Below are 22586 nucleotides of genomic sequence, written 5' to 3' on the forward strand. Positions count from 1 at the left end.
CTCACCAGACAGGTTGCAGTCTGACATCCGCCGGCAGGGTGTTGTCCTTGACCGGTGTCAAGTACATCCGGGCGAAGATGAGCCCCGCACGCGCGCCGAGGCCGACCTTGCGGATGCGGCCCCACAGGCCCTGCCTCGACGCCTCGGCCATCGCCTCGGAGATGCGGGCGAGCCTGCGGCAGCCGTCCCAGAAGATGGGGTTGTCGAGGTCGAGCTCGATGGGGAAGCACTGGCGCGAGATCTCGGAGGTCAGGCCGATCACCTTGCGGTCATAGTCCTCGATATCCACGCCCAGCGCCTCGTGGAAGGCGGGGCGCGCATGGTCGCGGACATACATCGTCGAGAACACCGCCAGCAGGAAGAACCGGATCCAGAGCCGGTTGACGCCCGAGGTGAGCGACGGGTCGGCGCGCATCAGCAGCGCGAAGGCCTCGCCGTGGCGGAACTCGTCGTTGCACCATTCGCGGAACCACTTGAAGATCGGGTGGAACCGCTGGTCGGGGTGCTTCTCGAGGTGCCGGAAGATCGTGATGTAACGGGCATAGCCGATCTTCTCGCTCAGATAGGTCGCGTAGAAGATGAACTTCGGCCGGAAATAGGTGTATTTCTTGGTCTTGGTTAGGAAGCCCAGGTTCACGCCGATGCCGAATTCCTTCAGCGCGTCGTTGATGAAGCCGGCATGGCGCGCCTCGTCGCGGCTCATCATGGCGAAAAGCTCGCAGATATCAGGGTTCTTGCCGCGCTTTTTCATCTCCTTGTAGAGGACGCAGCCCGAGAACTCGGCGGTGAGCGAACTCACGAGGAAGTCGATGAACTCGCGCCTGAGCTCGGGCTCGAGCGCGTCGAGGTCGATCTCGTCCCAGTCGGCGGTCTTGCGGAAATGCCGCTTGTTGGGGTCCGAACGCATCTCGTCCAGCAGCTTGTCCCAGTCGGCGCGCACCGCGCTCACGTCGGTCTTGTCCAGCGCCTCGAAGTCCGTCGTGTAGAAGCGCGGATTCAGCAGCGTGGTCTCCTGCGCCATCCGGGTCGTCTCGCTGACGGCGGCGTCGATGTCCGTATGCGCGTTCATGACAGCGCCTCCTCGGAGAAGCTGAATTCCAGCAGTTCAATGTAGTCGAAATCACCCGTGAGCCGGGTCCAGAGCCGCTCGGCGGCGGTCGCGCGGGTCACGGTGGCGCGCCGCGTCATGCGCACGGTCTCGCCATAAGGCACCTCGATCGGGCGGCCATGGACCAGCACCTCGTCTCCGGGGCGGATCAGGACGCCGTCCTGCAATTCGACATGGGCCGAGAGTTCGTCGAACGTGTTGCGCACCTCGACGGTGCAGTCCACGTCGATCCTCTCGCGCCCGAACGGTGCGAACGGGTTCATTGCAGCTCTCCCTTTGCGGATAGAAGGGTTGCGAAGGCGCGGGCGTTGTCGATGCCGAAGGCGTTGATGTCGATCACCCGGCCGGTGGCCAGGTCCTCGATCGACAGACGTCCGTCGGCATGGGCGGTGAGGCGGAAGGCGCCGCCGGGGGCGACGCCCTCGGTGCGGCGCTCGCGCGCCATGGCGCGCAGGACGCCGCGGATGAAGCCGCCTTCGCCGGGCACCAGCACGGCGGCAAGACGGTCCTCGCGCACGTCCCAGACCGTGACCCCGCCCTCGGGGTTGTCGCGGAAGGCGAGGTCGCGGGTCTGCATCACCGCCGCCGGGGTCACCGGGCCCGGCGGTACGGGCGTCGTGGTCAGGCGGATGAAGGCCACGCCCGCAAACACGAACAGAATGAGGGCGCCCGCCGCGATCAGCACGGCGCGCGGCACCTCGTCGTCATGGCGGCGGGTGGTGGTGGTCATCGCGCTCTCTCCTCAGCCGGCCGCGGCCAGGTGGCCGGCGGGCATGGGGGTGCCCGCGGCCCGCGGCTCGCGGGCGGGGCGAGGTTCGGCGGCGGGCTCCTCGCCGCGGGCGCTTGCCTCGGCGTGGGCGCGCAGGGCATCGGCGAGGATCGCCGCGACCTTCTCGCCCTCGGGCACGGCGCGCAGCATCGGCTCGGGGTCGCGGAAGCGCCAGGGCCGGACGTTCGGCCACAGATGCAGGTATGCGAGCCGGTCCTTGCCCGCGAGCCTGAGCGGCAGGTCGCAGGTGCCGTCGGGGAACTGCCGCGCCGCGGCGGAGGCTATCTGCCGGAAGGGCAGATTGATCGACATGTCGAGCGCGAGCCCGAAGCGGATCACGACGCGCCGGTTGGTGATGGTATAGACGGTCGTCCGCCCGTAACCCCAGGCCAGCGCCGCGAGGATGCCGACGCCCACCGCTCCCACGCCCGCCGTCATGGCGATCGAGAGCGCGGCATCACCGGGCGTCATCGTCCCGGTCAGCGCCTGGCCGAGGCGGAAGGCCACGATCGCCCCGAACCAGACCGCCACGGCCCGCGTGTGGAACGCGCGCCGCGCGAGGGGCCGCCACGCGGGCGCGCCCTGCCAGAGCACCCGCTCGCCCCGCGGCAGCAGGCCAGGCAGCCCGCGGACGGGCTCGAAGGCGAAATCGTCGTGGCTCACAGCAGCGGCTCCGTGCGCGCGGGCGTCGCGTAGAGGGTGCCGCCCGCGTAGTAGGCGCCGATCCTGTCCTCCTCGAGCAGTGTGACCGAGGTGGCCTTTTTCGTGCCCGGCGCGCGGGTCATCTGGTCGGCGGTCACCGACTTCACACGCACCACCGCGCGGTCGGGGTCGATCACCGCCATGGTCATCGGCAGCATGACCTTGCGCTCGCCCGTCTGCACCTCGAGGTAGCGGACCATGTATTCCGCCCGGTCGATCCAGACGTCCGACACCGTGCCGGGCGAGGCGCTGTCGAGGCAGACGACCTTCATCCCCCGCGGGTCGGGGTCGCGCCCGTCCAGCCAGAACTCCTTGGCCGAGCGCAGCGGCACGATGCGGTTGTCGCCATGCGCGGTCACGTCCGGCCGGTCGGGACGCTGCGCCCAGGCGGCGGGGCCGATGCCGTCGACCAGCGGGTCGCCGGTGGGGGTGAGCGGTGCGCCGGTATAGGCGTTGGTCGGTTCGGCCTTCAGCGCGTATTCGTTCATCGGCTCGGGCACCGTCACGGTCGAGCCGTCCGAGCGGATGAAGGTCTTGGGCTCGGGCAGCGACAGGATGAGCCCGCCGCGCAGCGTCTTGCCGGTGGTCTCGGAGATGGCGGGGAAGCCCTCGCGCATGCTCTCGCGCACCAGGTAGACGATCAGGCCCGCGAAGAAGAGCCAGAAGGCATAGAGCGCGATCTGCGCCGCATCGATGGTCCCGACGATGTATTCTGCGGCCATGGGATCCTCCACTGGTTGTCAGGCCGGGAATTCGGCGAGGCCGAATTCACTGGACTTGCGCGCCCGGCCCGTGCCCGCCCTGCGGACGAGGGGGCCGATCGCGATAAGGGTTGCGAAGAGAAGGGCGATCTCGACGTGGTAGACGAAGCCGTATCCCGCCGAGGCGTCGCCAAGCGCGGGGCCGAGCGCGCCCGACTGCGCGAGTCCGCCCACGACATCGCGCAGCGCCCCGCCCGATGCGACGGCGAGCCCCATCGCGGTCGCCTGCACCGAGCCCCAGGCGCCGAGCGCGAGGCCCGAGCCGCCCGCGCGCGCGAGGTCCATAGCCGCGGTGAGCGTGCCCACCGCGAACAGCCCGCCGCCGAAACCGATCAATGCGGTCCCCACGCGGAACAGCACCCCCGAACCCAGCGGCGCCGCGAGGATGACGGCGGCGAAGGCAAAGACCCCTACCACCGCCCCCCAGGCCGCGAGGCGGCAGGGGTCGGCGCCGCGGATCAGCCGCCGCCCCGCCAGCGCGAAGCCGGCCAGCGAGCCCGAGGCGAGGATCGCGGTGAGAAGCGTGGTGTCCGAGACCGAAAGCCCCAGCACCTCGCCGCCATAGGGCTCGAGCAGCACGTCCTGCATCGAGAAGCCTGCGGTGCCGAGGCCGATGGCGACCAGCAGCCGCCCGGCCCGCCCGCCCGCCATCAGGTCGCCCCAGGCCTCGCGGAAGCTGGGGCGGGGGATGTCGTGGCGGGTGAGGTGGGGCTTGAGGACTTCCTGCTTCCACAGCGCGAACAGGTTGATGACCAGCGTCGCCACCGCCGCGCCCTGTACGATCTGGATCAGCCGGACCTTGCTGAAATCGGCGAGCAGCCAACCGAACAGGATGGCCGAGCCCGCCATGCCGACGAGCAGCATGACATAGAGAAGCGCCACCACCCGGGGGCGCGTTTCCTCGGGCGCGATGTCGGTGGCGAGCGCGAGCCCCGCCGTCTGCGTCGTGTGGAGCCCCGCGCCCACCATGAAGAACGCCAGCGCCGCCGCGGCAGGCCCGACCCAATATGGCCCCGTGGTGTCGCCCGACATCAGGATCAGCGCCATCGGCATGAAGGCGAGGCCGCCCCATTGCAGAAGGGTGCCGTACCAGAGGTAGGGGATCCGCCGCCATCCCAAGGCCGACTTGTGCGTGTCCGAGCGGAAGCCCACCAACGCCCGGAACGGCGCGAACAGCACCGGCAGCGCAACCATCAGCGCGACGATCCACGCGGGCACGCCCAGTTCGACGATCATCACCCGGTTGAGCGTGCCCGTGAGCAGCACGATCGCCATGCCGACCGAGACCTGGAACAGCGACAGCCGCAGCAACCGCGGCAGCGGCAGTTCCGGGCTCGCAGCGTCCGAGAACGGCATGTAGCGCCGCGGGATGGCGAGCATCGGGTTCACGAGCTGGCGCAGCCGGGGTCTCATGGCGCGAGCACCTCAAGCGCCTGCGAGGTGTAGAAGCCGCAGGCGATGCGGCGAGTGCGCCCGACCTTCAGGCCCTCGCCCGCCAGCGCCGCGGCGAGGCGGCGTCCGGGGGCGGGAACGATCGCGGGCGCGCGGTCGGCGCGCGGGAACAGCCGCCCCGTGAGGTGCATGGCGCTGAGCAGCGCCGTGCGGGGCGCGAAGGTGAAGATCACCGACCCCCGCGTGCGCGCCGCCAGCGCCGCCACCGCCCGCACCATGTCGGGCGTGGCGTAGTGGATCAGGCTGTCCATCGCCACCACATGGTCGAACCGGCCGAGCGCTGGGTCGAGCATATCGCCCGCGCGCCACTCGATCAGGCCCTTCGTCGCGGCGGGCGCGCGCTCGGCTGCCACTTCCACGAGGCCCCTTGCCACGTCGATCGCGACCACTTCGGCGCCGCGCCGTGCCGCCTCGACCGCCAGCGCCCCGGTCCCGCAGCCGGCATCGAGCAGGCGCAGGCCGCCAAGGTCGGCGGGCAGCCACGACAGGATCGTCGCGCGCATGTCGTCGCGGCCGCGGCGCACCGTTTCGCGGATCCGGCTCACCGGCGCGTCCGAGGTCAGGCGCCGCCACGCCTCGAAGGCCGTGCGGTCGAAATAGTCCTGAAGCTCCGCGCGGCGCGAGGCGAAGGTGGGGGTGTCGGAGAGGTTGCTCATCAGTCGAAACCCAGCAATTCGAAAATGTCGCGGTCCTTCATCGGGGCGGGCGCAAGCGGCTCGGTCCCGTTCCACAGCGTCTCGGCTAGGCGGATGTATTCCTTCTGGACCTGCACGATGTCCTCGTCGCCCTCGCCCATCTCGAACAGCGTGCACTTCTTGAGGCGGCTGCGCCGGATGGCGTCGAGGTCGGGCAGATGCGCGAGGCGCCTGAAGCCCACCTTCTCGCAATAGCGGTCGACCTCGTTGGTCTCGCGCGAACGGTTGGCGACGCAGCCGGCGAGGCGTACCGAATAGTTCTTCGACTTGGCCTGAACGGCGGCCACGATCCGGTTCATCGCGTAGATCGAGTCAAAGTCGTTCGCGGTCACGATCACCGCCCGGTCGGCATGCTGCAGGGGCGCGGCAAAGCCACCGCAGACCACGTCGCCCAGCACGTCGAAGATCACGACGTCGGTGTCCTCGAGCAGGTGGTGCTCCTTGAGCAGCCGCACGGTCTGGCCCACGACATAGCCGCCGCAGCCGGTGCCGGCCGGCGGGCCGCCCGCCTCGACGCACATGACGCCGTTGTAGCCCTCGTAGACGAAATCCTCGGGGCGCAGCTCCTCGGGGTGGAAGTTCACGCTCTCCAGCACGTCGATCACGGTCGGCACCAGGCGCTTCGTGAGCGTGAAGGTCGAGTCGTGCTTGGGGTCGCAGCCGATCTGCAGGACCTTCTTCCCAAGCTTCGAGAAGGCGGCCGAGAGGTTCGACGAGGTGGTGGACTTGCCGATGCCCCCCTTGCCGTAGACCGAAAAGACCTTGGCCCCCTCGATCTTCATCGCCGGGTCCATGTGGACCTGCACGCTGCCCTCGCCGTCCTCGCGGCGGCGCCTGGGCAGGGTCGGGGTCTCGAGCGGTGCCATCGTCTTTCCTTCCGTCAGGGGCTTACGCCTTCCAGGCGGTCCTCGAGCTCCTCGCTCGCCGCCTGGAGCGCCGCCAGCGTCGCCGCGTCGGGCTGCCAGTAGTTGCGCTCATGCGCCTCGATCAGCCGGTTCGCGAGGCGGGCCGACGCCTTGGGGTTCATCTCGGCCAGACGCCGGCGCATCGCCTCGTCCAGCACGAAGGTCTCGGTCACGCGCTGGTAGACCCAGGGGTCCACGGCGCCAGTGGTGGCCGACCAGCCGACGGTGTTCGTGAGCGACGCCTCGATCTGGCGCACGCCCTCGGCGCCATGCTTCAGCATCCCCTCGAACCATTTGGGGTTCAGCACGCGGGTGCGGGTCTCCAGCGCCACCTGCTCGCGCAGGGTGCGGACCTTGCCCTCGCCGCGGGTCTGGTCGCCGATATAGACGGGGATCTCGTCGCCGCGCGCGCGCTTCACCGCCCGCCCGATGCCGCCCAGCGTGTCGAAGTAGTGGTCGATGGTGGTCACGCCGAGTTCCACCGAGTCGAGGGTCTGGTAAGCGAGCTCGACGCCGCCCAGAACGTCCTGAAGGAGTTCCGGTTGCTTCACGGGCTTCCCGTCGATGCCATAGGCGAAGCACTTGCGCTTCGAGTAGGCGTCGGCCAGCTCGTCCTCGTCGTCCCAGGCGCCCGAGTCGATCAGCTGGTTGACGTTCGAGCCGTAAGCCCCGTCGGCATTGGAGAAAACGCGCAGAGCCGCCGTCTCGATGCCGCAGCCGGTGCGGGCCATGTAGTCGAGCGTGTGGCGGCGGACATAGTTGAGCTCGAGTGGCTCATCGGCCATCGCGGCCTTGAGCGCGGCCTCGGCCAGCATCCGGGTCTGCAAGGGCAGCAGGTCGCGGAAGATGCCCGAGAGCGTGACCATCACGTCGATCCGGGGGCGCTTGAGCTCGTCCAGCGGGATCAGCTCGGCGCCGCAGACGCGGCCGTAGCTGTCGATCCGCGGGCGCGCGCCGATCAGGGCGAGGGCCTGCGCCATCGGCCCGCCTTCCTGCTTGATGTTGTCGGTGCCCCACAGAACCAGCGCCACGCGCTCGGGGATGCCGTTCCCTTCGGTGAGATGCCGCTCGAGAATGCGCGCCGCCTGCCGCTGCCCGTCCGCCACCGCGAAGGGCGAGGGTATGCGGAACGGGTCGAAGCCGTGCAGGTTGCGCCCCGTGGGCAGGATCTCGGTCGTGCGGATCAGGTCGCCGCCCGGCGCCGGCGCGATGAAGCGGCCATCGAGCGCGCGGACGATCGCGTCGGCCTCGTGATCCCGCGACAGAAGCTCGGCGGTCTCGGCCAGTTTCCCGAAGATGCTGATCGTCTCGGGCGTGCGCGGCAGGCCGCTATCGGCCAGCGCGGCCTCGGCGGAATGGCCCTCGGCCAACATCTGCATCGCGGCGGTCGCCGGGTGCAGGCCGTGCGCGGCCTCGGCCACCACGCCCAGCATCTCGGCCCGCTCCGCCGGGGGCATCGGCTCGCCCACCACGTGCAGGCCGTGCGGGATGAGGCTGTATTCGAGCTCCAGCACCTGGTCGGCGAGCGGGCCCACGCGGGCCTCGGCGTCAGCCAGCATCCAGACGGGCTCGGGCGCCACCATGTCGAGGGCCGCGGCCTGTGCCTGGATCATCTCGCCCAGCCGGGTGCGCTCGTCGGCTGAGGTGCCGGGCTCCATCGCCCGCCAGCGGTCGAGCGAGGCTTTCAGTTCGACCAGCCCGCGGTAGAGCCCGGCATGGGCCACCGGCGGCGTGAGGTAGGAGATCAGCGTCGCCGCCGCCCGCCGCCGCGCGATGGCGCCTTCGGACGGGTTGTTCGAGGCGTAGAGGTAGAAGTTCGGAAGCTCGCCGATCAGCCGGTCGGGCCAGGATGTCGCCGACTGCCCCGCCTGCTTGCCCGGCATGAATTCCAGCGCGCCGTGGGTGCCGAAATGCAGCACCGCATGGGCGCCGAAATCGCGGTCGAGCCAGCGGTAGAATGCGCTGAACGCATGGGTGGGGGCAAAACCCTGCTCGAACAGCAGGCGCATCGGGTCGCCCTCCCACCCGAAGGCGGGCTGGATGCCGACGAAGACATTGCCGAAGCTCTGGCCCAGCACCAGGATCGAGGCGCCGTCGGATTGCGCGCGACCGGGGGCGGGGCCCCAGACCTCCTCGATCTGCGCAAGGTGGCGCTCGTCGCGCACATGGGTGTCTGCGGGGATGCGGTGAAAGACGTTGGCGTCGGTCCCGAAGGTCGCGGCATTGCCGCCGAGAACCGCCTCGCGCAACGCCTCGGCGCTCGCTGGAAGATCCACTGTGTAGCCGGAATTCTTTAGTGCAGACAGCGTGTTCCAGAGGCTTTCGAAGACAGAGAGATAGGCCGCGGTGCCCGTCGCCCCGGCATTGGGCGGGAAGTTGAACAGCACCACGCCCACGCGCCGCTCGGCTCGTGCTGCGCGGCGCAGGGTGATCAGGCGCGCAACGCGGGCTGCCAGCATTCCCGCGCGCTCGGCGCAGGCGTGCATGTCGCGCCCGGTCGCGGGATCGAACAGGCAATGGCGCTCGCAGCCCTGGCAGGGCAGGCCCGCGCCGTCCGAGCGCCCGCCGTAGACCATCGGGTTGGTGGCGCCGTCGAGCTCGGGGATCGCCACCATCATGGTGTTCTCGATTGGCATGAGCCCGCGCGGCGATGCGCCCCACTGCTCGAGCGGCTGGAACTCGAGCGCATGCGCCGCGATGTAGGGCACGTCGAGCCCGGCCAGCACCGCCTCGGCCGCCGCCGCGTCGTTGTAGGCAGGGCCTCCCACCAGGCTGAAGCCGGTGAGCGAGATAAGCGCATCCACCGTCGTGCGCCCCTCGCGGCGGAAGAAGCGCTCGATGGCGGGCCGCCCGTCGAGGCCCGACGAGAAGGCCGGGATCACCCGCAGGCCGCGCGCCTCCAGCGCCGCGATCACCCCGTCGAAATGGCCGGTATCCTTGGCCAGCACGTAGGAGCGCATGATCAGAAGCCCGACCGTGCCGGTCGCTGCGCGCGGCGCGGGCAGGGCGGTCGTGTCCTCGGTCACGCGGCCGGGCAGGGCGGGATGGTAGAGTCCGACTTCCGGGTAATCGACCGGCGGCTCGACTTTCAGTTTGCCGCGAAGTCCCGAGCGCGGGCCATCGGCATAGCGGTCCACCAGCAGGCGGATCATGTTGAGGACGTTCTCGTCCGACCCGCTCAGCCAGTATTGCATCGTCAGGAAATAGGCCCGCAGGTCCTGCGCCGTGCCGGGAATGAAGCGCAGGATCTTGGGGATCCGCCGCAGCATCGCCATCTGGCCCGCGCCCGACGAGCCCGGTGTCCGCTTGCCGCGCAGCTTCTTCAGCAGCGCCATCGGCCCCTGCGCGGGCTTCGCCATGTCGAGCCGGCCGATTTTCGTGAGCCGGATCACCTCGGCCGCCGAAACGCAGGCGATCATCGCGTCGCATTGCGGGCGGCGGGCTTCCAGCGCCGGCAGGATCGCCCGGATGTGGTCGTCTAGGAACAGCATCGAGACCAGCACGATGTCGGCCTGCGCGACGGCCGCGCGGGTGTCCTCGAGCGCCGCGGGGCATTCGGCCCAGTCCGAGGCGGCGTGCAGGCTGAGCGAGAGGCCCGGCACTTCGCTGGCAAGGATGGGGCGCGCACGCTCGATGGCGCTCGCGAAATGCGCGTCGAGCGTGACGATGGCGAGCCGGAGCCCGCCGAATTCAGCGGGCGAAATGGGCTTTTGCATCGTAGAGCGTCTCGAGCGTGATGGTGCCAAGGCCGCGTTGGGCTGCGAATTTCTCGGTGTTCCGGCGCGCCTTGCCGCGCACGAAGAAGGGGATCTTGCGCAGCTCCTTCTCGGCCTCGTTGGCCCAGATGGGGGCATCGGCAGGGGCGGGTGCGGGCTCCTCGGTGCGCGCGCCATGACCCAGATGCGACGGCTGGGCCGTGTCGTTGAACTCGAAGTCCTCGCGGAACATGCCCAGGAGGTGCTCTTCGAGGCCCATCACCAGCGGGTGGACCCAGGTGTCCCACAGGACGTTCGCGCCCTCGAAGCCCATCTGCGGCGAGTGGCGGGCGGGGAAGTCCTGCACATGCACGGGCGCCGAGATCACCGCGCAGCCGATGCCAAGCCGCTTGGCGATGTGGCGCTCCATCTGCGTGCCCAGCACCAGTTCGGGGGCGGCCGCGGCCACGGCCGCCTCAACTTCAAGGTAATCGTCAGTGATCAGCGCCTCGAGCCCATGAGCCTCGGCCGCCGCCCGCACGTCGCGCGCGAACTCACGGCTGTAGGTGCCGAGCCCGACGAGGTCGAAGCCAAATTCCTGCGTGGCGACGCGCGCGGCGGCCAGCGCGTGGGTGGCGTCGCCGAAGATGAAGACCCGTTTGCCGGTCAGGTAGGTCGAGTCGATCGAGCGCGAATACCACGGCAGGCGCGAGGGCTGGCCCGCCAGCGCGGGCGCGGGGTCCACGCCCGCCAGCCCCGCCACCTCGTGGATGAAATCGGTCGTGGCGCCCACGCCGATCGGGATCGTGCGGGTGAAGGGCTGGCCATGGGTGCGCTCGAGCCAGCGCGCGGCGGTCTCGGCGACCTCGGGGTAGAGCACGACGTTGAAATCGGCCTGCGGCAGGCGCGCGAGGTCGGCGGGGCGGCAACCCATTGGGGCGGTGACGTTGATCTCGATGCCCAGAATGCCCAGAAGCTTCGTGATTTCAATCGCGTCGTCGCGATTCCTGAAGCCCAGCGACGACGGCCCGAGGATGTTGGCTCGCGGCCGTTCCCAGGTCCGCTCGGCCGGTCTGGCGGCGAGGCGGCGGACGAGCTGGTAGAAGGTCTCGGCCGCGCCCCAGTTCTCCTTCTTCTGGTAGGCGGGAAGCTCCAAGGGCACCACCGGCACGGGCAGGTCCATGCCCGCGGCAAGCCCGCCGGGGTCGTCCTGGATCAGTTCCGCGGTGCACGAGGCGCCGACGATCAGCGCCTCGGGGCGGAAGCGCGCGACCGCGTCCGCGCAGGCCCGCTTGAACAGATCGGCAGTGTCCGAGCCCAGATCGCGCGCCTGGAAGGTGGTGTAGGTCACCGGCGGACGGCGGTCGTCGCGCTGGATCATGGTGAACAGAAGGTCGGCATAGGTGTCGCCCTGCGGCGCGTGCAGGACGTAGTGCAGCCCCTCCATCGAGGCCGCGATCCGCATCGCGCCGACATGGGGCGGGCCCTCGTATGTCCAGAGCGTGAGCTTCATACCGCGAGCCTCATGCGCCGGTTGAGGGGACGGGCAAAAAGCTCGGCGAGGTCGCCGGCCTGATCGTAGCCCTGGATCGGGGTGAAGACGAGTTCGATCGACCACTTGGTGGTCAGCCCCTCGGCCTCGAGCGGGTTGGCGAGCCCGAGCCCGCAGACCGTGATCTCGGGCCGCGCCGCGCGCACGCGGTCGAGCTGCGCGTCGACGTCCGAGCCTTCGGTCAACGCGCAGTCGGGCAGGAGCGCAAGCTCGGGCCCCATCAGGCCGCGATGCAGGTAGGGGGTGGCGACCTCGACCAGCTCCATGCCGACCTCGCGGCTCAGGAAGCGGGCGATCGGGATTTCAAGCTGGCTGTCGGGAAGGAAGAACACCGACTTGCCCGCGAGCTTTTCGCGGTGCCGGACGATGGCGGCGGAGGCGCGCGCCTCGCCCTTCGCGGTGACCTCGGCCAACCGGGCGTCGGGGATGCCGAAGGCGCGCGCGGCGGCGGCGAGCCAGGCGGTGGTGCCCTCGGCGCCCAGCGGGAAGGTCGCGGGCAGGTGCTGCGCGCCGCGCGACGCCAAAAGCCGCGCGGTCTCGACCAGGAAGGGCTGCGCCAGCAGGAAGCGTGTGCCGGGGCCGACCGGCGGCAGCTCGCGCGCGCGGCGCGGGGGCAGGAAGCGGACCGGGCCAATCCCAAGCTCGGCGAAGGCGCGGGCAAACTGGTCCTCGACAATCTCGGCCAGCGCGCCCACCACCAGAAGGCCGGGTTCGGCTGTTTCCGGCAGCACCGGCACCAGCGAGGCGAGGCAGGCGTCCTCGCCCTCGGTGAATGTGGTCTCGATGCCCGAGCCGGAGTAGTTCAGCACACGCACGCCGGGATGGAACTGGCGGCTGAGACGTTGCGCCGCGCGCGACAGGTCGAGCTTGATGACCTCGGACGGGCACGAGCCCACGAGGAACAGCAGCCGGATGTCGGGCCGGCGCGCGACCAGTTCGGCCACCACGCGGTCGAGCTCGTCATTCGCGTCGGCCATCCCCGACAGGTCGCGGTCGTCGATGATGGCGGTGCCGAATCGCGGCTCGGCGAAGATCATCACGCCCGCCGCCGACTGGATCAGGTGCGCGCAGGTGCGCGAGCCGACGACGAGGAAGAACGCGTCCTGGATCTTGCGATGCAGCCAGATGATGCCGGTGAGCCCGCAGAACACCTCGCGCTGGCCGGCCTCGTGCCGGACAGGCCGCTCGGCGCAGCCGGTGGTCGGGGCAGGGCTCAGGCCGTCGGGCGGGGCCATCACGCGGCCTCCGCCATCGCGGGCGCGCGGGGGGTGCGCTCACCCTCGAGCCGCGCCTGCCGCAGTTTCCAAAGGAACTGGGCCGCGTTCACGACATAGGCCGCGTAGGCCGCGAGCGCGAGATACATCTGCTCGGCCGGCGTGCCCCAGCCAGCGAGGATCGCGGCGAGATAGGCGGTGTGGAGCGCGATCACCAGCATCGAGACCGCGTCCTCCCAGAAGAACGCGGGCGCGAAGAGATACCGGCCGAAGACCACCTTCTCCCAGATCGCGCCGGTCACCATGATCGTGTAGAGCACCATCGTCTTGAGCACGATGGACACGGTCGCGGCCCCGTATCCGTCCCCGGTCCAGAGATACCGGACCACCAGCGCAAGGCTTGCGAGGAAGACGAGGAACTGGACGGGTGCGAGCACGCCCTGCACCACCGTCCATTTCGTCCGGTCGCGCCGGCCCCGCTCCTCGTCGGTGTAGAGGCGGTGCCGGGCTGGTGCCTTGCCGTATCTGGCGGCCACTTGCGCGCTCCCTGAACCGTCTTTCCTGGAGGGAAGGCTACGACTGCGTCGCGAGATATGTCAATCTAAGTTTACGTCAACTGAGCGCGTCCGCTCCGGGCGGTAGCGCAAAAAAATTAGCGGGAATGGTGGAAATCAACGCAAAAATTGCGTTTCAAACTGCATACGACCCTCCGGGCGGGTTGGAATTTGGTTGTCAGGGCGTTTTCCGGGTGGTCAGATGGCTTTTGTGCAGAGAGTGCCGTGATTGGTTGTCAATCAAGATTGACGCACAATTCCGGGAGCGTGTTCTGCACAATGGAATGCAAGTAGGTGCGCCCATCGCGAACGGTGCCGTGCAGACCTGCGGCAGACAAAGGGCGCGCCAACGGGAAATGACCCCGAGGGAGAAGCCGCATGTCCGCAACCGACGACGGGGCCTTTGGCGGCGAGCCTCACGATCGCGCGGTGGCTGTGCCGGACAAGGTCGCGAGGCCGGACGCCTCGGTCCGCGTCCCGGACGGATCGGCCACCCACACGTCCGTTGCCGCGGGCGCACGCGAGCGGCGGGCGGGCGCCGCACGGCGGCTTGCCGCCACCATCGAGCGCGACATCGTTCCCCGGCTGGTCGAGAGCGCGCGGCGCTGCGAGGGGGCAGACCAGGTCGCGGCCGAGGTCGAGCGCCTCGCCGGGCTGCTCGTTCAGGGCGATCTCGGCTCGGCGCGGTCGTTGCTGCGCGACGCCAATGCCCGGGGCATGGCGCCGCAGGAGATGATGTCGGACCTACTCGCTCCCGCCGCGCGCCGCCTCGGCGTGATGTGGGAGGACGACGCCTGCGACTTCAGCGCCGTGTGCCTCGGTGTCGCCGACCTGCAGAGGCTTATGCGCGAGTTCCGCGGGGGCATCGTCAGCAGCATCGCGCCAGCGATGGCCGGGCGGCGCATCCTCTTGGCCGCGACGCCGGGCGAGCATCACGTCTTCGGCGTCGAGATGGCCGCGGAAGCCTTCATCACGGCGGGGTGGGAGGTCGTCTGCCGACCATCGGCCAGTCATGCCGAACTGGTCCGCATCGCGATGCGCGACTGGTTCGACGTGGCGGGCTTCTCCCTCGCCGCCGAGCGTCACGCCGGCGCACTGGGCGACGCGATCCGCGCGCTGCGCCGGGTGTCGCTCAATCCCGGCCTCGTTGTGATCGCGGGCGGGCCTGCCGCGTGCCTCTCGCCCGAGGCGTTTTCGGGCGCGGGCGCCGACTGGATTGCCTTGGATGCGGGCGCCGCGATCGCGCGTGCCGGCGAGGCGGTGCGCGGCTGACTTGACAGTCGGACGTGAAGACAAGTGTTGACGCGGAAGGAAACGGAGACTAGGCGCAGAAAACGACCTCGGGAGAGAGGATATCTCGTTGAAGAACTTTGCTGCCCCGAAGGAGTCGCTGGGCGGGCTGGGAGCCGTGTCTGCGGCCAGGCTCATCGCGACGGCAGCCGACATCGCACTGGTGGTCGATGCCGAGGGCGTGATCCAGGATCTCGCGCTCGACAGACGCGAGATGGGCCTCGCGGATGCCGAGGGCTGGATCGGTCGCCTCTGGATCGACACCGTCACCACCGAGAGCCGCCCCAAGATCGAGGCGCTGATCCGCGACGCCATGGCGGGCGAGGAGCCACGCTGGCGGCAGGTGAACCATTCCGGCCAGACCGGGATCGACATTCCCGTCCTCTACTCGGCCGTGAAGGTCGACGAGACCCGCATGCTTGTGGTCTTCGGCCGCGACCTGCGCACCGTCTCGTCGCTGCAGCAGCGCCTGATCGAGGCGCAGCAGGCGCTCGAGAAGGATTATGCGCGGCTGCGGCATCTCGAGACGCGGTATCGTCTGCTCTTCCAGCTTTCCTCCGAGCCGGTGCTGGTCGTCGACGGCGCGTCCGAGAAGGTGCTGGAGGCCAATCCGGCCGCGCTGGCCGTGCTCGACCGCGGCGGGCGGGGGGGGCTCATGGGCCGCCGCCTCGCCGACTGCTTCGAGGGGCCTGCGTCCGATACCGTCGAATCGCTTCTCACCACCGTGCGGGCCACCGGCCGCGCCGACGAGGCCGAGCTGCCGGGGCCGGGTGGCGAGACGCGCTTCCGCGCGTCGGTGTCGCTGCTCAGGCAGGAGACCGCCTGGGTGTTCCTCGTCCGCCTGGCGCTGCCCGAGGGCGGCGCCCATCCTGCGCTGGCCGATGGCGGGCCGGACTTGTCGCGCCTTGTCTCGGCCCTGCCGGACGCCTTCGTGGTTACCGCGCCCGACGGCACGATCCAGAGCTGCAATGGCGCCTTCCTCGACATGGTGCAGATCGCGACCGAGGAGCAGGCGCGCGGCGAGAGCCTCGAGCGCTGGCTGGGCCGGCCGGGGGTCGATCTCAGCGTCATGCTTGCGAACCTGCACGAGCGCGGGGCGCTGCGGCTGTTCTCGACTGTCCTGCGCGGCGATTACGGGACCGAGACGGATGTCGAGATCTCGGCCAGCATCGCCGCCCGCGGCGGCGTCACCGCCTATTGCTTCGTGATCCGCGATGTCTCGCGCCGCATTTCGGCCGCGCCGCGCAGTGGGCACGAGCTGCCGCAGTCGGTCGACCAGCTCACCGAGCTGGTGGGCCGGGTGTCGTTGAAGGACGTGGTGCGCCAGACCACGGACATGATCGAGAAGCTCTATATCGAGGCCGCGCTCGAGATGACGGGCGACAACCGCGCCTCGGCGGCCGAGATGCTGGGCCTCTCGCGCCAGAGCCTCTACGTCAAGTTGCGCCGCTTCGGCATCCGCGACTACGCGGACGGCGAGTAACCCCCCGTTCGGCGACTGCCGCCCGCCGCGGCCCGCCCGCGCGTCGCGTGGCCAGGCACGCGTGCCGCGAATTCGCCGCAGCTCGACATTCGTTGCCAAATCGGACTGACAAGCGGCGCCGACTGTCATATTCTGTTGACAGTCATGTCAGTCAACCTTGCCATCGCAGCGTCTAGCCGCCGTCCCGCGCCCGCCGCGGTGCTCGAACTCCTAAAGCCCATCACCTGGTTCCCGCCGATGTGGGCCTATGGCTGCGGCGTCGTCTCGTCCGGCGTGGCGCTGGGCGACCGGCTGCCCGAATTCCTGGGCGGCGTTCTGCTGGCGGGCCCGCTGGTCTGCGGCATGAGCCAGGCCGCGAACGACTGGTACGACCGCCATGTCGATGCGATCAACGAGCCCGGACGGCCCATCCCCTCGGGACGCATCCCCGGAAGCTGGGGCTTCTGGATCGCGGTGGCGCTCAGCGGCGTGTCGCTTGGCGTGGGCGGGCTTCTGGGCGCCTGGGCTTTCGCGGCGACGCTCGTGGGGGTGTTCTTCGCCTGGGCGTATTCGGCGCCTCCGCTCCGGCTCAAGATGAACGGCTGGTGGGGCTGTGCCGCGACGGGCCTGTGCTACGAGGGGCTGCCCTGGTTCACCGGCGCCGCCGTCATGCTGGGCACGTTGCCGGATGCGCGCATCGTCGCGCTGGCGGCGCTCTATGCCGCGGGCGCGCATGGCATCATGACGCTGAACGACTTCAAGGCGGTCGAGGGCGACCGGGCGCTGGGCATCCGGTCGCTGCCCGTCGTGCTGGGGCGCGCGCGCGCGGCGCGGCTCGCGTGCTGGGTGATGGCGGTCCCGCAAGCCGTTGTCGTGGCGCTGCTTCTGGTGTGGGGCCATCCGTGGCATGCCGGCGTGGCCGCGGCACTTCTGGCGGCGCAGGGGCTTGCGATGCGGGTTCTGCTGCGCGACCCGCGTGGCAAGGCCCCCTGGTACAACGCCACGGGCGTGAGCCTCTACGTGCTGGGCATGCTGGTCAGCGCCTTCGCGATGCGCGCCGCCGCGCAGGGCGGGGCGTTCTAAGAATGCGACGGGAGGGGGCAGGGATGCAGCGCGCGACCGGACGTCATCTCGGCTGGCTCGGCATGGTGCGGCTCGGCCTCGTGCAGATGGCGCTCGGCTCGATCGTGGTGCTCACGACCTCGACGCTCAACCGCGTGATGGTGGTGGAACTGGCGCTGCCGGCGATGCTGCCGGGCGCGCTGGTGGGGCTTCATTATGGCGTGCAGATGATGCGTCCGCGCTGGGGGCATGGCGCCGATCAGGGCGGGCGGCGCACGCCGTGGATCCTTGGGGGCATGGCGCTGCTGGCGCTGGGCGGCGTGGCGGCGGCGTGGGCGACGGTTCTGATGGCCTCGGCGCCGGGACTGGGGCTTATGGCGGCGGTCGTGGCCTTCGTGGTGATCGGCATCGGCGTGGGTGCGGCCGGGACGAACCTGCTCGCGCTGATGGCGGTGCGGGTCGCGCCCGCTCGGCGCGCCGCGGCGGCGACCATCGCGTGGCTGATGATGATCGGCGGCATTGCGGTCACGGCGGGTGTCGCTGGCGGACTGCTCGACCCCTTCAGCCATCAGCGCCTGATCGCAGTGGCCTGCGGCGTGGCGGCGCTGGCCTTCACGCTCGCGGTGCTTGGCGTCGCGGGCGTCGAGCGCGGCGCGCTGCCGGGGAGCGACGCCTCTCCGCGGCGAACGAGGGTGCGGTTCCGCGCTGCGCTGTCCGAGGTCTGGGCCGAGCCGCAGGCGCGGGTCTTCACGCTCTTCGTCTTTGCCTCGATGCTGGCCTATTCGGCGCAGGACCTGATCCTCGAGCCCTTTGCCGGGCATGTCTTCGGCATGACGCCGGGGCAGTCCACGCAGCTTGCGGGCGTGCAGCATGGCGGGGTGTTCCTGGGCATGGCGGTCGTCGGCGTCCTCGGCACGGCCTGGGGCAGGGGGCGGCCCGCGGTGCTGCGGGGCTGGACGATCTGGGGCTGCATCGGCTCGGCGCTTGCGTTGATCGCGCTCGCCTGGGGTGGGCAGATGGGCCCGGGCTGGCCGCTGGGGCTGAACGTGTTCGTGCTGGGCGCGTTCAACGGGGCCTTCGCGGTCGCGGCCATCGGCTCGATGATGGGCCTCGCCTCGGACGGCGCGGGCGGGCGCGAGGGCACGCGCGTGGGTTTGTGGGGCGCGGCGCAGGCGGTGGCCTTCGGGCTCGGCGGCTTCCTTGGCACGGTCGCGGTCGATGCCGCGCGCGCGCTGATGGCCGATCCGGCGGCCGCCTATTCCATCGTCTTCGCGGGCGAGGGGGTGCTGTTCCTCGTCTCGGCGATCCTCGCGGCCCGGGTGGGGCGCGACCTGCGGGACGCGCCACTGTACGGAGCCGCGGCCGGCATAGCGGGAGAGTGAGCGATGAGCCTCGACACCTGGGACGTGGTGGTGGTGGGCGGCGGCCCGGCGGGTGCCACGGCGGCGCACGACCTGGCGCTCAAGGGACGGCGCGTGGCGCTGCTCGACCGCGCGGGTCGGATCAAGCCCTGTGGCGGCGCCATCCCGCCGCGCGCCATGGACATGTTCGCGATCCCCGAGGAGCAACTCGTCGCGAAGATCACCAGGGCGCGGATGATCTCGCCGAAAGGTCGCAAGGTGGTGATCCCGATCAGGGACGGCTTCGTCGGCATGGTCGACCGCGAGCATTTCGACGAGTGGCTGCGCGCCCGCGCCGGTTCCAGCGGGGCCACACGGCTGACCGGCACCTATGAGCGCATCGAGCGCGATCCCGACGGGGTGGCGGTGGTCTGCTACCGCCCGAGGGAGGCCGGCCAGTCGGGCGAGATCGCGCGCATCCGCACCCGCGCGGTGATCGGCGCGGATGGCGCGCGCTCGAACGTCGCGCGGCACGAGATCCCGGGCGGGCAGGACATCCGGTATGTCATCGCCTATCACGAGATTGTCGAGAGCCCCGCGCCCGACGCCGCCGACTTCGCGCCGGACCAGTGCGACGTCTATTACGACGGACGAATCTCGCCCGACTTCTACGGCTGGGTGTTTCCGCACGGCGCGCAGACCAGCATCGGCATGGGAACCGAGCTGACCGATTTCTCGGTGAAGAAGGCCACCGCCGGCCTGCGGGCCGTGGCGGGCCTCGACGGTGTGTCGACGATCCGCAGGGAAGGCGCGCCGATCCCGCTGCAGCCGCTGGGGCGCTGGGACAACGGGCGCGACGTGGTGCTGGCGGGCGATGCCGCCGGGGTGGTGGCGCCGTCCTCGGGCGAGGGGATATTCTACGCAATGTTCGGCGGCCGGGTCGCCGCCGACGCGGTCGAGGAGATGCTGGCGACCGGCCGCGCCGCGGCGCTCGCCAGGGCGCGGCGGCGCTTCATGCGCGCGCATGGCAGCGTGTTCTGGATCCTGCGCATGATGCAGGACTACTGGTACATCAACGACGACCGCCGCGAGCGCTTCGTCGCCATCTGCCGCGACCGCGACGTGCAGGAGCTGACCTTTGACGCCTACATGAACAAGGAGCTGGTCAAGGCCCGGCCGCTGGCTCATGTGCGGATCTTCTTCAAGAACCTCGCGCATCTCTCCGGGCTCGTGCCCGCCTGACGCATTGATCGGCGTCATGGAGCGGGGCTGATTCCTCTGCTAGATTGCTCCCGCTCCGCCCGGTTTGCGGGCGGAAGCAGGCATGGGGAGAGACCATTGAAGAAGATGCTTTTCGCCGCTGCCCTCGCGGCAGCCTCGACGGCGGCGCTGGCCGAGCCCACGCGCGAGGATTTTGAGGCCATGACCGTAGCTTCGCTTGCCGATCTCTGCTCGGCCGACGAGGGCTCCGACATCGGGAAGTATGCGATCGGCTTCTGCTACGGCTGGATCGAGGGGGTCGAGCAGCTCTATGCCGAGCTGCTGCGCGACGAGCGGTTCGACGTGAAGCCCGTCGCCTGCCCTGGTCGCGTCGTAACCCGCGACGAGACCCGGAAGATCTTCCTCGCCTGGGCCTCGGGCAACCCGGATTCCGCGAACCTCGAGCCGCTGCAAGGGATCGTCGAGGCGATGCGCGCAACCTTTCCCTGCACATGACTGTTATCCACGCAAACATCCAAGCAAGACGAGTTCCTGAAGGAGAAAACCTGATGTCGCGAAAGGGTCTTATCGTCGTCATGTCCGTCGCTGCCATCACGCTCGCCGGCTGCGAGACCATGGACAGGGATACGGCGACGCGCACGGGCACGGGCGCAGCGGTGGGTGCTGCCACCGGCGCGGTGATCGGCGCGTTCAGCGGCTCGCCCGGCGCGGGCGCCGCGATTGGCGCGACGGTCGGTGGCGCGGGCGGCTTCCTCTACGATCGGATGAAGCGCGACGGCACGCTCTGATCGCCGCTTGTATCGGATGGGCCGGGAGCCGTGATCGCGGCTCCCGTTGTTGCAGGCTCAGAAGGCGCGGAAGGTCAGCGTTGTCAGCGAGCGGCTGATGCCCGGAATGTCGAGCAGCCTCTCGTTGATGAAGCGGCCGATATCGGCCTCGTCCGGGATGTAGATCTTCATCAGGAGGTCGTATTCGCCCGAGGTGGAGTAAAGCTCCGAGACGATCTCGCGCTCCCAGATCGCGTCTGCGACCTGGTAGGTCTTGCCGGGCTCGCAGCGAAGCTGCACGAAGACACAGTTCATCCCGTTCTCCCTCGGATATCGGTGAGCGCCCGGGCCAGAGCGCCATCGGGCGTGGTCAGGCTGTCGATCACGTCGAAATGGTGCCGCCCGCTCTCGACGACCGAGGCAGTCGCTGCGCCGAGCCCCGTCCAGACATTCGCGAGCAGCGCCGACTGGCGGATGAATTCGGGCCGCTCGTCGCCCCCCACCCAGGCGGTGAGCCGTGTCCCCGGCCGGGGCTCGAGCAGGGCAGGGCTCTCGGATGCGGCCTCCGGTGGGTCGAGGCGCAGGTCGGCGTTCATCGCAGTGCGCAGCAGCGGACGCAGGTCATGCACGCCGCTGATCGACAGGACATGACCGACGCGCGCCGCTACGCCGTCCGCCAGAAGTCCGTCGCTGCACATCAGGCGCGTGACGAGGTGCCCGCCCGCGGAATGCCCCGCCAGCACGATGGGGCCTGCGACCTCATCCGCCGCGCGCTCGACAGCCGCCGCGACGTCGCGCGCGATGCGGGCGATCCTCGCCTCGGGGGCCAGCCTGTAGGACGGCATCGCCACCGCCCAGCCCTGCGCCAGCGGGCCGGCCGCCAGGTGCGACCAGACCGGGCGGTCGAAGCGCCGCCAGTAGCCGCCATGCACGAAGACGGCGAGGCCCCGTGGATCGGCCTCCGGCAGGAACAGGTCGAGCGCCTGCCGCGCGCCCGGCCCATAGGTCAGGCCAAGGCGTGCGCGCGGCCCCAGCGCGTCACGGAAGCTGGCCGCCGCCCTCTCCCAGCGGGGCGGATAGCCGTCCGCGTCCGGTATGTGATCCCGGTTCGCATAGGCATCGTCCCAGTCGGTCACCGCCGTAAAGATCATTGCGCCCGCGCACTCCCCCGGTCCTCTCGCCTCAGCGCCCGACTATCGCGGAAGACGCGCAGGCTTGTCGAGCCACCGGCGTGCCGCCCGGACGACCCCGCGCGGTCCGCTCACGGCTCGAGGCCCGTGGCGTTCGGCCCGGTGCTGAGCCCCAGGATGCGGCTGATCGCCATCAGCGGCAGCCCGGTCTCGCGCGACCAGTCGTTGTAGGCCGCCTGCACGGCCGCCATCGCGCCCTTCGACGTGGGCTCCTTGTCGATCACGCCCGCTTCGATCAGCGCGGCCACGCCATCGCGCGACAGCACGAAGCCGTCCACCCCCATCATGCGCAGGAAATACTGCCCGGTCAGGCCTCCCAGCCGGTCGCCGCGGCGCTTGAGCACCTCCAGCAGCCCCACGAAATCCGAGGCGGGCCAGCCGGCGAAGAAGGCGCCCGCGCTGCCATGCTGGGCGCGGATCGCCATCAGGAAGGCCGCGTTGTTCTGGACCGAGCGGATCTTGGCGCCATAGCGCACGATGCGCCGGTCGTTGACCAGCCGCTCGAAGTCCTCGGCGCTCATGGTCTCCCAGCGTTCCGGCGAGAATCCCTCGAAGGCCTCCTCGAAGCCTGGCCACATCGCGTCGACCACCTTCCAGTTGAAGCCCATCTGGAAGATCGAGCGCGTCATCTGCGCCAACCACCGATCGTCGGAGATCGCGGCAAGCTCGGCGGCGGGCCTCGGCTGCGGCAGCAGGCGCGCAAGCGCCTCGTCGCCGCCCTTGCGTTCGGCGGCGCGGGCGCGGATGGGCTCGAAGGATACGGTCATGGGCGGCCCTCGTGTCACGGGCGGCGCCACGACGATGCTTGCCGCCGCCCGGGCGCAAGTCTTACGGCGCGCCGGCCGGA

At 70.1% G+C, this 22586-nt stretch carries 22 protein-coding genes; 7 read left to right on the plus strand and 15 right to left on the minus strand.

The annotated features are described in order from the left end of the window. Position 1: 1 nt before the first annotated feature. The 12 genes from acsF to bchF are packed head-to-tail and all read right to left on the minus strand — an operon-like array spanning position 2 to position 13389. Positions 2–1069 (minus strand): magnesium-protoporphyrin IX monomethyl ester (oxidative) cyclase, encoded by a 1068-nt coding sequence (gene acsF / locus M1105_RS16615; protein WP_249581500.1) that lies wholly within the window; start codon positions 1067–1069, stop codon positions 2–4. After that, positions 1066–1371 carry a hypothetical protein gene (locus M1105_RS16620; RefSeq protein WP_249581501.1) on the minus strand — a complete coding sequence of 102 codons (306 nt, stop codon included), beginning with the start codon at positions 1369–1371 and terminating at the stop codon, positions 1066–1068. Before M1105_RS16620 ends, acsF begins: the two co-directional genes overlap by 4 nt. Then, positions 1368–1838, minus strand: coding sequence for a photosynthetic complex assembly protein PuhC (gene puhC, locus M1105_RS16625; RefSeq protein ID WP_249581502.1), 471 nt, complete (start codon positions 1836–1838; stop codon positions 1368–1370). Before puhC ends, M1105_RS16620 begins: the two co-directional genes overlap by 4 nt. Positions 1839–1850: 12 nt before the next feature. Further along, on the minus strand, positions 1851–2540 hold the full coding sequence (gene puhB / locus M1105_RS16630; RefSeq protein WP_249581503.1) for a photosynthetic complex putative assembly protein PuhB: 690 nt from the start codon (positions 2538–2540) through the stop codon (positions 1851–1853). Next, the gene (gene puhA / locus M1105_RS16635; RefSeq protein WP_249581504.1) at positions 2537–3301 is read right to left on the minus strand and encodes a photosynthetic reaction center subunit H; all 765 of its coding nucleotides are present in this window, start codon (positions 3299–3301) and stop codon (positions 2537–2539) included. Before puhA ends, puhB begins: the two co-directional genes overlap by 4 nt. Before the next feature lie 18 nt (positions 3302–3319). Further along, complete coding sequence (locus tag M1105_RS16640; RefSeq protein WP_249581505.1) at positions 3320–4753, minus strand: PucC family protein; 1434 nt, start codon at positions 4751–4753, stop codon at positions 3320–3322. Beyond that, positions 4750–5448 (minus strand): magnesium protoporphyrin IX methyltransferase, encoded by a 699-nt coding sequence (bchM, locus tag M1105_RS16645; RefSeq protein ID WP_249581506.1) that lies wholly within the window; start codon positions 5446–5448, stop codon positions 4750–4752. The genes M1105_RS16640 and bchM overlap by 4 nt, the downstream gene beginning before the upstream one ends. Further along, positions 5448–6353, minus strand: coding sequence for a ferredoxin:protochlorophyllide reductase (ATP-dependent) iron-sulfur ATP-binding protein (bchL, locus tag M1105_RS16650; protein WP_249581507.1), 906 nt, complete (start codon positions 6351–6353; stop codon positions 5448–5450). Before bchL ends, bchM begins: the two co-directional genes overlap by 1 nt. A 14-nt stretch (positions 6354–6367) precedes the next feature. Next, a complete protein-coding gene (locus M1105_RS16655; RefSeq protein ID WP_249581508.1) occupies positions 6368–10108 on the minus strand; it encodes a magnesium chelatase subunit H in 3741 nt (1246 codons plus the stop codon). Then, the gene (gene bchB, locus M1105_RS16660; RefSeq protein WP_249581509.1) at positions 10083–11600 is read right to left on the minus strand and encodes a ferredoxin:protochlorophyllide reductase (ATP-dependent) subunit B; all 1518 of its coding nucleotides are present in this window, start codon (positions 11598–11600) and stop codon (positions 10083–10085) included. Before bchB ends, M1105_RS16655 begins: the two co-directional genes overlap by 26 nt. Further along, on the minus strand, positions 11597–12874 hold the full coding sequence (locus M1105_RS16665) for a ferredoxin:protochlorophyllide reductase (ATP-dependent) subunit N (protein WP_249581510.1): 1278 nt from the start codon (positions 12872–12874) through the stop codon (positions 11597–11599). Before M1105_RS16665 ends, bchB begins: the two co-directional genes overlap by 4 nt. After that, positions 12874–13389, minus strand: coding sequence for a 2-vinyl bacteriochlorophyllide hydratase (gene bchF / locus M1105_RS16670; RefSeq protein ID WP_249581511.1), 516 nt, complete (start codon positions 13387–13389; stop codon positions 12874–12876). The genes M1105_RS16665 and bchF overlap by 1 nt, the downstream gene beginning before the upstream one ends. Before the next feature lie 396 nt (positions 13390–13785). Between bchF and M1105_RS16675 the strand changes: the two genes are divergently transcribed. From M1105_RS16675 to M1105_RS16705, 7 genes are all read left to right on the plus strand, one after another. After that, a complete protein-coding gene (locus M1105_RS16675; protein ID WP_249581512.1) occupies positions 13786–14679 on the plus strand; it encodes a cobalamin B12-binding domain-containing protein in 894 nt (297 codons plus the stop codon). Positions 14680–14767: 88 nt separating this feature from the next. Beyond that, the gene (gene ppsR / locus M1105_RS16680) at positions 14768–16180 is read left to right on the plus strand and encodes a transcriptional regulator PpsR (protein WP_249581513.1); all 1413 of its coding nucleotides are present in this window, start codon (positions 14768–14770) and stop codon (positions 16178–16180) included. 144 nt (positions 16181–16324) lie between these two features. Then, positions 16325–17242 carry a chlorophyll synthase ChlG gene (gene chlG / locus M1105_RS16685; protein WP_249581514.1) on the plus strand — a complete coding sequence of 306 codons (918 nt, stop codon included), beginning with the start codon at positions 16325–16327 and terminating at the stop codon, positions 17240–17242. A 23-nt stretch (positions 17243–17265) separates the two neighbouring features. Further along, positions 17266–18603: a BCD family MFS transporter gene (locus M1105_RS16690; RefSeq protein WP_249581515.1), complete on the plus strand. Its 1338-nt coding sequence runs from the start codon at positions 17266–17268 to the stop codon at positions 18601–18603. Between the two features lie 3 nt (positions 18604–18606). Then, positions 18607–19803, plus strand: a complete 1197-nt coding sequence (locus tag M1105_RS16695) for a geranylgeranyl diphosphate reductase (protein ID WP_249581516.1) — start codon at positions 18607–18609, stop codon at positions 19801–19803. A gap of 105 nt (positions 19804–19908) precedes the next feature. Beyond that, positions 19909–20277: a Rap1a/Tai family immunity protein gene (locus M1105_RS16700; RefSeq protein WP_249581608.1), complete on the plus strand. Its 369-nt coding sequence runs from the start codon at positions 19909–19911 to the stop codon at positions 20275–20277. A gap of 53 nt (positions 20278–20330) precedes the next feature. Next, positions 20331–20570 (plus strand): glycine zipper family protein, encoded by a 240-nt coding sequence (locus tag M1105_RS16705; RefSeq protein ID WP_249581517.1) that lies wholly within the window; start codon positions 20331–20333, stop codon positions 20568–20570. 57 nt (positions 20571–20627) lie between these two features. On the opposite strand, the gene M1105_RS16710 is transcribed toward M1105_RS16705, so the two are convergent. From M1105_RS16710 to M1105_RS16720, 3 genes are all read right to left on the minus strand, one after another. Then, on the minus strand, positions 20628–20864 hold the full coding sequence (locus tag M1105_RS16710; RefSeq protein WP_249581518.1) for an Lrp/AsnC ligand binding domain-containing protein: 237 nt from the start codon (positions 20862–20864) through the stop codon (positions 20628–20630). Then, positions 20861–21700: an alpha/beta hydrolase gene (locus M1105_RS16715; protein WP_249581519.1), complete on the minus strand. Its 840-nt coding sequence runs from the start codon at positions 21698–21700 to the stop codon at positions 20861–20863. Before M1105_RS16715 ends, M1105_RS16710 begins: the two co-directional genes overlap by 4 nt. Positions 21701–21810: 110 nt before the next feature. Next, complete coding sequence (locus M1105_RS16720) at positions 21811–22506, minus strand: DNA-3-methyladenine glycosylase I (protein ID WP_249581520.1); 696 nt, start codon at positions 22504–22506, stop codon at positions 21811–21813. Positions 22507–22586 lie beyond the last annotated feature (80 nt).

The organism is Thermohalobaculum sediminis (assembly GCF_023487995.1).
In the GTDB taxonomy this organism is placed as follows: Bacteria; Pseudomonadota; Alphaproteobacteria; order Rhodobacterales; family Rhodobacteraceae; genus Thermohalobaculum; species Thermohalobaculum sediminis.